The following is a 9289-nucleotide window of genomic DNA, read 5'->3' on the forward strand; positions in this document are numbered from 1 at the left end:
CCTGGAAGCCCCATGAGTCCAGACCGGAGCGGACCTCTCGGGCCCGCCGACTTCGGCGTCGAAAGTTTCACGGTCCCGGCCGTGCTCGATCGGCGGGCCGAGCAGTGTCCCGACCGGGTGATGATGTCGATCGCCGGCGTTGACGTGACCTTCGAGCAGATGCGGCAGCGCTCCTGCGCCGCCGCGAACATGCTCACGGAGTTGGGTGTCGGCCGCGGCGATTGCGTGGCGTTGTTCACCGGAACCTGCCCGGAATGGGTCTACTTCTGGTTGGGAGCGGCGCGTATCGGCGCGGTGAGCGCCGCCGTCAATGCCGCGAACAAAGGGGATTTCCTGCTGCACGCCCTGCGGCTGTCGCAGGCCAAGGTGATCCTGACCGACGCCGACCGCCGGCCCCGGGTGGACGAGGTTGCCGGGGCGTTGGAGGTCGCGCCGACCGTTGTGCTGCAAGGTGATTCAGTTGACGTGGAGTTGAGCCGAGGCGGCGCCCGTGCGGTCGCAGACGTCGACGCGGCGGCGGACGACGTGGGCTGTCTCTTCTACACGTCGGGCACCACCGGGTCGTCGAAGGCGGTTGCCACGACCTGGCCTTACCTGTTCACGGTGGCCGCGACGGTCGCCTCGGCCTGGGGATTGCGCGCGGGGGAGGTGCTGTGGACGGCGATGCCGCTGTTTCACTTGAGCGCGGCCCCCAGCGTGCTCGCCCCGATGCTGCTCGGCGCGACGACTGTGCTGGCGCAAGCGTTTCACCCCGCCGAGGTGTGGGACGACATACGCGCCCGCGGTGCCGTCGGCTTCGCCGGCGCCGGCGCGATGGTGTCGATGTTGCATAACCTGCCCGCGGATCCGCGTGACGCCCAGTTGCCGCTGCGGTTCATCTCGGCGGCTCCGATCGACGCCGAGGCTTATCGCGACATCGAAAAGCGTTACGGCTGCCGCATCGTCACGATGTACGGGATGACCGAGGCGTTTCCGATCGCCGTCAAGGCCCTGGCCGACGACGGGGTGCCCGGAACATCGGGCCGGCCCAATCCGAATTTCGACGTGCGGATCGTCGACGCGGGCGGTGACCCGGTGCCCGCCGGCGCGGCCGGGGAAATCGCCTGTCGGGCCCGGTACCCGCACGTGATGAGCGAAGGCTATGTCGCGCAAGGCATGCGGGTCATTCCACACCCGGAATGGTTTCGCACCGGCGATGTCGGCCGGCTCGACGCGGAGGGAAACCTGACATACGTCGACCGCACGAAAGATTCGCTTCGCCGGCGCGGTGAAAACGTTTCCTCGATCGAGGTGGAAACCGTGGTCACGAGCCATCCCGCCGTGGCGGAAGCCGCCGCGGTCGGGGTACCCAGCGCGTTGGGCGAAGACGACATCCTGGTGATCGTGACGTTGCGACCCGGAGCCACAGTGGATTACGCCGAGCTGCTCGATTTCTGCTCGGCGCGGATGCCGTACTTCTGCGTGCCCCGATACGTGGAGACCGTCAGTGAACTCCCGAAGACTGTCATCGGGCGGATACGTAAGGACTTGTTGCGCGAGCGGGGGGTGACTCGAGAGGCGTGGGATCGTGAAGCTCAGGGCTATATCGTTAGCCGGTAAGTTACGTTAATGTTACGTATTAGTCGGCAAGTGACTTTATCGTTACATCCGTCCGCTCGTTGGCAGTCGTTTCCCGGGAGAGGCTGGAGACCGAAATGACCATGTCCTATCAGGAACAGCAAATGCTGCAGGCCGCCACGGGCCGCGCTGCCATCCTCAATCTGAACGCCCGCCATAACCGGGCATACTCCGAGGGCGATCGCGAGCGCTGGATTGCCACGTTCCGCCACGCCGGCGCCACCTACCAACGTGACGGCGACACGTTCGACGATCTGCGTGCGGCGTTCGACGGCGGCGACGGACAACGGCTGGTGACGGTCGACCACGAGATCCGGGTCGACGGGGTCAACGCCGTCCAGCGTTGCGTCGTCTTGCTTTTCGCCAGCATGTACGGCGACACCACGCTGCGTGCCACGGGGATATTCCGGGACACGCTGATCTACGAGCGTGGCGGCTGGTACTTCACTTCCCGTGCGCTGCAATGGGATTCGGTGCCCAGTCGGCACCCGCTCGTTATGTGAGCCGCGTGGACCCGGACCTCAGTTACCAGCTGGCTTTCGGCACCTATGAAGACGCGCTGCGCATGGTCGGCGCGACGAGCGAGCCGCGCACCGCGGCCACGGCGGTCAGCGGTGCACGCATCCAGTTGTTCGCCGCGATGGTCCACGACGGCAATCGGTCCTACTGGGACGCCGAGTTCGCCCACCGGAAATGGGGAGGGCTGCTGGCGCCCCCGGCCTTGCTGATGGGGTGGCTGATCCCTCCGCCCTGGCAGCCACAGGGCAGGCCGCCGACGGCGTCCCTGGTGCTGCGAGTGCCGCTGCCGGGCACCACGTTCATCAACGCGGCCAACGATGTCGAGTTCGTGGTGCCCATCGTTGAGGGCGACGTCCTTACCGTCGTCGAGGAGCTGGTGTCGGTGTCGCCGGAGAAGCGAACGCGGCTGGGCGTGGGCCATTTCGTCGAGACGCTGGAGACCTACCGCCGCCAGGACGGAACCCTGGTTGCCACCTGCCGGAACACTTTGTTCCGCTTCACGCCCGGAGCATCCCCGTGACCGGCGACGACCTGGACTTCAACGAGATCACCGTTCCCGTCGACCTGCCCGAGGTGGTCGACCACATCAGCTACCAGCGAGTGGTGGAGAACGCGGGAGCGACGTGGGACTACTTCCCGGGCCACTTCGACCCCGAATACGCGCAGCGCCAGGGCAATCCGACGATCTACGTCAACACGATGCACCTCGCCGGCTTCGCCGACCGCGTCGCGACCGATTGGGCCGGCCCGAGCAGCCGGGTGGTGCGGCGCTCCTTGCGGCTGGCGGGCTCGGTGTATGCCGGTGACACGATGATCGGCCGGGGACGCGCGGTGGCCAAGCGGCGGGACACCTCGGTGGACCCGCCGCGCTGCCTCGTCGACATCGAGATCCAGGTGAGCAACCAGCACGGCGCGCTGTGCTGCCCGGTCGAGCTCACCCTGCAGATGCCCGAAAGTGGTTGAGCGTCAGCCGGATAGCGGCGGCAGCTGCCCTTTGCACACCAGCGTCTGCAGCTCGACGTATTCGTGGAGGCCCTCCGGACCGAACTCGCGCCCGATGCCCGACTGCTTGAACCCACCGAACGGGGCGCCGATATCAAGCGTGTACATGTTGATGCCGTACGTGCCGGTGCGCACGCCCGCCGCGATTTCCAGGCCGTGTGCGATGTCGGAGGTCCACACCGAACCGGCCAGGCCGTAGTCGCTCTCGTTGGCGATCCGGATGGCGTCGTCCTCATCGCGATAGCGCAGCACGGTCAGGACCGGACCGAAGATCTCCTCCCGGGCGATGCGCATGTCGTTGGTCGCGTCGGCGAACAGCGTTGGCTGCACATACCAGCCACGTGTTGACGGGCTGTCCTGGCCACCGAGGACGACGCGGGCGCCTTCGGCCTGGCCGGACTTGATGTAGTCCTGGACGCGGCGTTGTTGTCGTTGCGCGACAAGGGGTCCGATGTCGGTGGCATCGTCCGACGGATCGCCGACGTTGAGAGCCGACATCATGTCGGCCAGCGCGTCGACGACTTCGTCGTGCCGCCGATCGCTGACCAGGATGCGGGTCTGGGCGACGCACGCCTGGCCGTTGTTCATCAGGCCGGCGGTCTTCAGTCCGGCGACGGTCTTGCCGATGTCGGCGTCGTCGAGAATGATCGCCGCGGACTTGCCGCCGAGTTCCAGGCTCACCCGCTTGAGCTGTTCACCGCACAGGGCCGCGATGCGGCGCCCGACGGCGCTGGAGCCGGTGAACGCGATCTTGTCCACCCCGGCATGGCGCACCAGCGCCTCACCGATCTCGGGTCCACCGGGCAACACCGAAACCACCCCGTCGGGCAGGTCCAGCTGCTCGATCATTTCCGCCAACCACAAAGCATCCAAAGGGGTTTCGGGTGCCGGCTTGATGATGACCGTGCAGCCCGCGATCAGCGCCGGGATCAGCTTGGGCATGATCAGGAACTGCGGAACGTTCCACGGAACGATCGCGCCGACCACGCCGACCGGGGCCCTGCGCAGGTGCACTTCGCCGAGCACGCCCTGGCGCCGTTCCTCCCACGGAAACTCGCGCGCGGCGGCCAACGCCAGATGGATGAGCGACGCTGCGGCCGCCGCTTGGCCCATTCGGCTGAAACTGTGCGGCGAGCCCATCTCGTCGGTGATCAGGTCGGCCATCTCCTCGATGTGGCCGGCGTAGATCGCGGCGAGCTGTTCGACCTTGGCCATCCGCTCGGCATGGGTCATCCGCGGCCACGGCCCGCGGTCGAAGGCGTGTCGCGCGGCGGCGACGGCGGCGTCCACGTCCTCGGGCCCGGCCAGCTGGACATGGCCGACCGGTTCTTCGGAGTGTGGGGAGATGACGGCGAGCTGTTGGGGGTTGGCGGGCTTGCGCCACTGACCCCCGATGAAGAGTTCGTCATAAGACCGGTGGCCAGAGTTTTCTGTCATCGGGCACTTCCTCGAGGGTTGGGCGCAAGTAGCCAGTGACCGGGATTTCTCTATTGACGCTAACATAGCGAAAAAAGCAGCGAGGGCCGATATGACCAGCGATTGGCGTAGTTACCCGTTCCAGTTGGTGCCCGGCGACGCCCAACTGGATTTCCCCGCCGCCGAGGGCGAACACCCGGATCAGGAGTCGGACACCTGGTTCATCGCCGGGCAGCTCGATGCGGCCGAGACCGACCGGTCGTTTGCCTTCCTGACCATCTTCAACAAGAACCGGCCCGGCGGCACCCTGGTCGCCGATTTCTACACGATGGCGCTCTTCGATCTGGACACCGGCGATTACGGCACCTTCACGGATTACGACATGCCGCCGGCGAACCTGGAACCCGGAGCGCGGCGCAAGCTGACATTGGCCCCGGGCCATCTCGACATCCACTACTCCAGCGCGGCGGGCACCGCGTCGTGGACCACCTGCCGCGACGGCGATGGAGAGCTGCTGCCCTACACGTACCGCGTCAGCCTGGTCGGCGAGGACCAGTCGGGTCGGCCCATGCGGCTGGACCTGGCCATAACACCAACGCGTGCACCGACACCGGTGGGTGCGTCGACCTACAACGGGAAGATCTGCTGCTTCGGCCAGACCGAAACCTACTCGTATTTCCAGACTGGCATGGCGATGACGGGCACCCTGCGCTGGGGCGACCTCGTCCAGCAGGTCTCCGGCAGCAGCGGGCACATCGACCGGCAGTGGTTCCCGAAATACGCCGGCGGCGGAGGGACCGAGGGAGACCCGCGGGCCAGATCCCACGAATGGCGCACCATCAACTTCGACAACGGCGTGGACCTGAGCATCTGGCGGCAGTTCGACCGCACCAATGGCAATGCGCTACAGCCGTTTACGGGTGTGACGACGAGCCATCCGGACCCGGGCATGCCGCCGGAGTGTGCCGAAGACGTCGAGGTGACGGTCAGCAGCTACGTGCGGTGGCCGGACGCGGTGCAACCATTGGTGCGGCCGCAGGCGGCCGCCCGCTACATGCCGGACCGGCACCGGATCACCTGCCGCACCATGCAACTCGACATCGTCGGGGAGCCGCTGGTGCCCGCCCCCGCGCACGGCCTGCCCATCGAATACATGGAGGGCCCGTACCGCTATCGCGGAACCCTGTGGGGCCAGCCGGTGACCGGCTTCGCGTTCAACGAGCGCTCGCTGGCCCTCTATCGGGACTGGGAGCTGGTCGAGGTGCTGGCCACCACCGTCGCGAACATGGAACCGGCCGACCGGGACCTACAGATGGCGGCGGGACTGCTGGTGCAGCTGCTGGCCCGCGGCCGCCGACGCGAAGCCGTAGGGCTGTTGACCACGGTGCGTCCCGCGCAAACCGACCCGCTGGCAACGCTGTTGGACGACCTCGTGGCGGTGCTATCCGCCGACGCGTCAACCGAGAGCGGCTGACTCGCCAAGCGCACGGGCCCAAGCGTTGTGGCGGTGCTGCAGGCCGGGCTCGTTGCGGCCGAACAGCAGGTGGTCGCGGGCGCCGGACTCTAGGTTGGTCTGCAGGCGTTCGACCAGCCGGTAATCCTCGTCGCGCACTGTGGCGTGGGCGTAGTCGAACACGGCCTGCGCGCCGGCGGCGACCGATTCGTCGGAAAGGTCCAGCGGTGTCGAGTTCTGGTGCACGGTGATCGATCTCCCGGGCCGGTCGGCGGGGTAGATCCGGAACAGCTCGCCGTTGGCGATAGTCACCGACAACACGATGTTCGGGAACAGTGCGTAGATCACCACCATGTTCTGGAACGGGTCCCACTGCTCTTCGGGGACGTCGTCCAGTGCCAGGATCGTGTTGAGCGGGAAGATCAATCGGTGATGCGGTCCGAACGCGTCGAACACCGTGCAGTTGCTGCGGGCGATGGTGGCAAACGTCTGCTGATGCACGGTGGCGAAATGATAGTTCTCCGAGAAGGTGTCGACCGCGAGCTTCCAATTGATCGGGCAGTCGAGCACCTTCTCACCCAATGGCGCCCACCGCCCGATGCCCCACGAATCGAGCTCGTCGGCCAGGGGGCCCAGGTGTGCGGCGACATCCAGACTGGCCCCGGGATCCAGTGCGACCCAGAGGAATCCGGCGAATTCGGCGGCGGGCAGTTCGGTCAGGCCGTCGGCCTTGACGGTCACGCCGCTAAAGCCCTCGCGGCCGGGCAGGCCGACCAACCGGCCGGTGTTGTCGTAGGTCCACGCGTGGTACGGGCAGGTGAACCGCTTCGCGCTGCCGCAGCCGGTTGCGACCTGCGACTGGCGGTGCAGGCAGACATTGTCGAACGCCTTGACCGATCCATCGGCCGTTCGGGTCAGCAGGATTGACCGACCCATCACCGTCTTCGTGCAGTAGGCGCCGGGGGCGGGCAGCTCCGAGACGTAGCCGACCAACTGGGGGCTGGCCAGGATCATGGCCCGGTCTCGGTCGTGGCGCCCGGCCGACGTATAGGACGTCGCCTCGACGCGGTGCTCGGCGGGGGCGAGATCGGTGGTCTTGTCGCGCGCCAACTTCAAGGCACGGCGGGTGAGATCGATCAGCTGCTCGCGTTCCATCCGCTCAGTACAGACCTTGCGACAGTTGTAAGGTCAAGGAGTGGCTGAGCAGTTGCTGATCGGCGACGTCACGGCCCTGACGGGGATCGCTTCCGGTCGCATCCGCCATTACGAGAAAATCGGTTTGCTGCGCGCCGAGCATCTGTCCAACGGCTATCGGGTCTTCGACGTGGAACAGGTGCTCGACCTGCTGCGCATCGATCTGATGAGAAGTCTCGGCGTGAGCATCAATGACATCCAGCGCTTGATCGCGGGTGGGCGCACCACGTTGGCGGGTGTTCTCGACGAGCACCGAACATTGCTGATGCGCCAGCGGGACCGGTTGGACCAGTTGATCGCGGCCATCGACCAATCCCGCGCCGCCACCGATTGCGCCGACTCCGACGTCAGCGAGGACATCCTGCGCAGGCTGGCGACCACCCACCGCGACAGCATCGGGGTCATGGGGCGGCTCACCGCGCCCCTGTCCGCGCCCATCGCCACCATGTATGCCGACCTGTTCGACGAGTGGGACCTGCCGGTACCGGTCTTGTTCGGGCAGATGGTGCTACCGCCGGCGGCCAGCACCCTGCTGGCCCAATTGGCCGAGACCCCGGGACGTCAGGTGCTGTTCGACCGGTTGCGCAACCTCACCGGCGACGTGATCGGGCTGGGCGACGACCGGGCGGCCGCAACGGAACTCGCTCAGAGCTGGATCGACCGGCAGCTCGCCGACCCGCTGCCCGACGACGTGGTCAACGTGCTTCGGGGCGTGCAGCCGTCGTTGGAGCGTGACCCCGTGATCGTGCAGGGGTTCCGTGCATGGGCGGGATCGATCAACACCGCGGCCGCCCACTTCCTCGAAGAGATCGCTCGTCAGACCGCTCGCCGCGGCCTGGAGGCCGTGAGCGTCATCGTGCTGCCCACTGCGCCGCGGACCCAAACCAACGATGCGCCACCGTGATGCAGATGTGACCCGTGTGGTCAATGTGTCAGGTGGTGTTCCTGTCGTACTCTGACGCTTGTGTCATCGGTTTCGCGACGCGACGTACTCAAATTGGCCGCAGCGGCCCCTGCCTTGATGGGGCTGGGCGTTGCCGGTGCGTCGCTACGTCCGGCACCTGCGTCGGCGTCGCTCGGCACCTTGTTGGACTACGCGGCCGGGGTCATCCCAGCCAGCCAGATCAGGGCCGCCGGCGCCGTGGGCTCGATCAGGTACGTGTCGGACCGGCGCCCCGGCGGCAACTGGATGCTGGGCAAGCCGATCCAGGTCGCCGAGGCGCGTGACCTCAACAGCAATGGACTCAAGATCGTCTCGTGCTACCAGTACGGCAAGGGCAACACCGCCGATTGGCTCGGCGGAGCCAACGCCGGTCTCCAGCACGCGCAGCGCGGAATGCAACTGCATGCCGCCGCGGGCGGGCCCGCCAGCGCGCCGATCTACGCCTCCATCGACGACGACCCGTCCTATGACCAGTACAAACAGCAGATAGCTCCCTACCTGCGGTCCTGGGAGTCGGTGATCGGTCATCAGCGCACAGGTGTGTACGCCAATTCGAAGACCATCGACTGGGCGCTGCACGACGGTTTGGGCACTTATTTCTGGCAGCACAACTGGGGTTCACCCAAGGGGTTCGCCCACCCGGCCGCCCATTTACACCAGGTCGAGATCGACAAACGCAGCGTTGGCGGGGTCGGGGTCGACATCAACGAGATCCTCAAGCCGGAATTCGGGCAGTGGGCCTAGCCTCCTTGCACCCTCTCCGGCCACCGTCCGGCCGCGACCCTTAGAGATCCCAGCAAACACTCGTTCGCTCATTCTCCGGCGCAGCGGGCGCGTGGGCCACCTCGATGACGCGACGGAAGCGCGCTCGACGCGACTCCAGGGCTCGAAATTTTTACATAACGATTACATAACAAAACTGCTTTGATCAGGGCAGTTATAGCTACTCGACCGTAACCACCTGCACGCAGCAGGTTTGTTCGCGGCGCCCGCGCGGCGGATTAAACGCGGTGTTATCCACGACACGGTTACCCGTGCGTAGAACTCATCAGTAACCGATCACCACACAAAACGGGGGTCCGTCCTTATGACACTCTTAGTACAGCCGATGCAGTCCGCCGCGCCGCTCAACCCACACGGGGGGT

9 protein-coding genes are annotated in these 9289 nt (G+C 66.3%); 7 read left to right on the plus strand and 2 right to left on the minus strand.

Going from position 1 to position 9289, the window contains the following annotated elements:
- The first annotated feature begins 12 nt into the window (after window positions 1-12).
- The 4 genes from A5781_RS21240 (at window position 13) to A5781_RS21255 (ending at window position 3099) form a co-directional block, all read left to right on the plus strand.
- Entirely contained in the window at window positions 13-1599 is a 1587-nt protein-coding gene (locus A5781_RS21240) for an AMP-binding protein (protein WP_067211383.1), read from the plus strand.
- Between the two features lie 95 nt (window positions 1600-1694).
- Complete coding sequence (locus A5781_RS21245; protein ID WP_067211385.1) at window positions 1695-2120, plus strand: nuclear transport factor 2 family protein; 426 nt, start codon at window positions 1695-1697, stop codon at window positions 2118-2120.
- A gap of 62 nt (window positions 2121-2182) precedes the next feature.
- Window positions 2183-2656: a MaoC family dehydratase N-terminal domain-containing protein gene (locus tag A5781_RS21250; RefSeq protein ID WP_197503832.1), complete on the plus strand. Its 474-nt coding sequence runs from the start codon at window positions 2183-2185 to the stop codon at window positions 2654-2656.
- Window positions 2653-3099, plus strand: a complete 447-nt coding sequence (locus tag A5781_RS21255; RefSeq protein WP_067211388.1) for a MaoC family dehydratase — start codon at window positions 2653-2655, stop codon at window positions 3097-3099. The genes A5781_RS21250 and A5781_RS21255 overlap by 4 nt, the downstream gene beginning before the upstream one ends.
- Window positions 3100-3102: 3 nt before the next feature.
- Here the strand turns inward: A5781_RS21255 and A5781_RS21260 are convergent, their stop codons facing one another.
- A complete protein-coding gene (locus A5781_RS21260) occupies window positions 3103-4575 on the minus strand; it encodes an aldehyde dehydrogenase (RefSeq protein ID WP_067211391.1) in 1473 nt (490 codons plus the stop codon).
- A 91-nt stretch (window positions 4576-4666) separates the two neighbouring features.
- Between A5781_RS21260 and A5781_RS21265 the strand changes: the two genes are divergently transcribed.
- Window positions 4667-6028 (plus strand): lipocalin-like domain-containing protein, encoded by a 1362-nt coding sequence (locus tag A5781_RS21265; protein WP_067211394.1) that lies wholly within the window; start codon window positions 4667-4669, stop codon window positions 6026-6028.
- Here A5781_RS21265 and A5781_RS21270 read toward each other — a convergent pair.
- Window positions 6011-7162, minus strand: a complete 1152-nt coding sequence (locus A5781_RS21270; protein WP_067211396.1) for an SRPBCC family protein — start codon at window positions 7160-7162, stop codon at window positions 6011-6013. The two genes, A5781_RS21265 and A5781_RS21270, sit on opposite strands and share 18 nt — an antisense overlap.
- Before the next feature lie 40 nt (window positions 7163-7202).
- Between A5781_RS21270 and A5781_RS21275 the strand changes: the two genes are divergently transcribed.
- On the plus strand, window positions 7203-8105 hold the full coding sequence (locus A5781_RS21275) for a MerR family transcriptional regulator (RefSeq protein WP_067211399.1): 903 nt from the start codon (window positions 7203-7205) through the stop codon (window positions 8103-8105).
- A 60-nt stretch (window positions 8106-8165) separates the two neighbouring features.
- Window positions 8166-8888: a DUF1906 domain-containing protein gene (locus A5781_RS21280; RefSeq protein WP_067211402.1), complete on the plus strand. Its 723-nt coding sequence runs from the start codon at window positions 8166-8168 to the stop codon at window positions 8886-8888.
- Window positions 8889-9289: the final 401 nt, after the last annotated feature.

Origin of the sequence: Mycobacterium sp. 852002-30065_SCH5024008, from assembly GCF_001665645.1 — a bacterium.
GTDB classification, from domain to species: Bacteria; Actinomycetota; Actinomycetes; order Mycobacteriales; family Mycobacteriaceae; genus Mycobacterium; species Mycobacterium paraffinicum.

Excerpts from the sequence above, each read along its gene's own strand:
- A5781_RS21240 (WP_067211383.1), top strand. The coding sequence starts at position 13 with ATGAGTCCAGACCGGAGCGGACCTCTCGGGCCCGCCGACTTCGGCGTC.
- A5781_RS21260 (WP_067211391.1), bottom strand. The coding sequence starts at position 4,575 with ATGACAGAAAACTCTGGCCACCGGTCTTATGACGAACTCTTCATCGGG.
- A5781_RS21245 (WP_067211385.1), top strand. The coding sequence starts at position 1,695 with ATGACCATGTCCTATCAGGAACAGCAAATGCTGCAGGCCGCCACGGGC.
- A5781_RS21270 (WP_067211396.1), bottom strand. The coding sequence starts at position 7,162 with ATGGAACGCGAGCAGCTGATCGATCTCACCCGCCGTGCCTTGAAGTTG.
- A5781_RS21250 (WP_197503832.1), top strand. The coding sequence starts at position 2,183 with ATGGTCGGCGCGACGAGCGAGCCGCGCACCGCGGCCACGGCGGTCAGC.
- A5781_RS21265 (WP_067211394.1), top strand. The coding sequence starts at position 4,667 with ATGACCAGCGATTGGCGTAGTTACCCGTTCCAGTTGGTGCCCGGCGAC.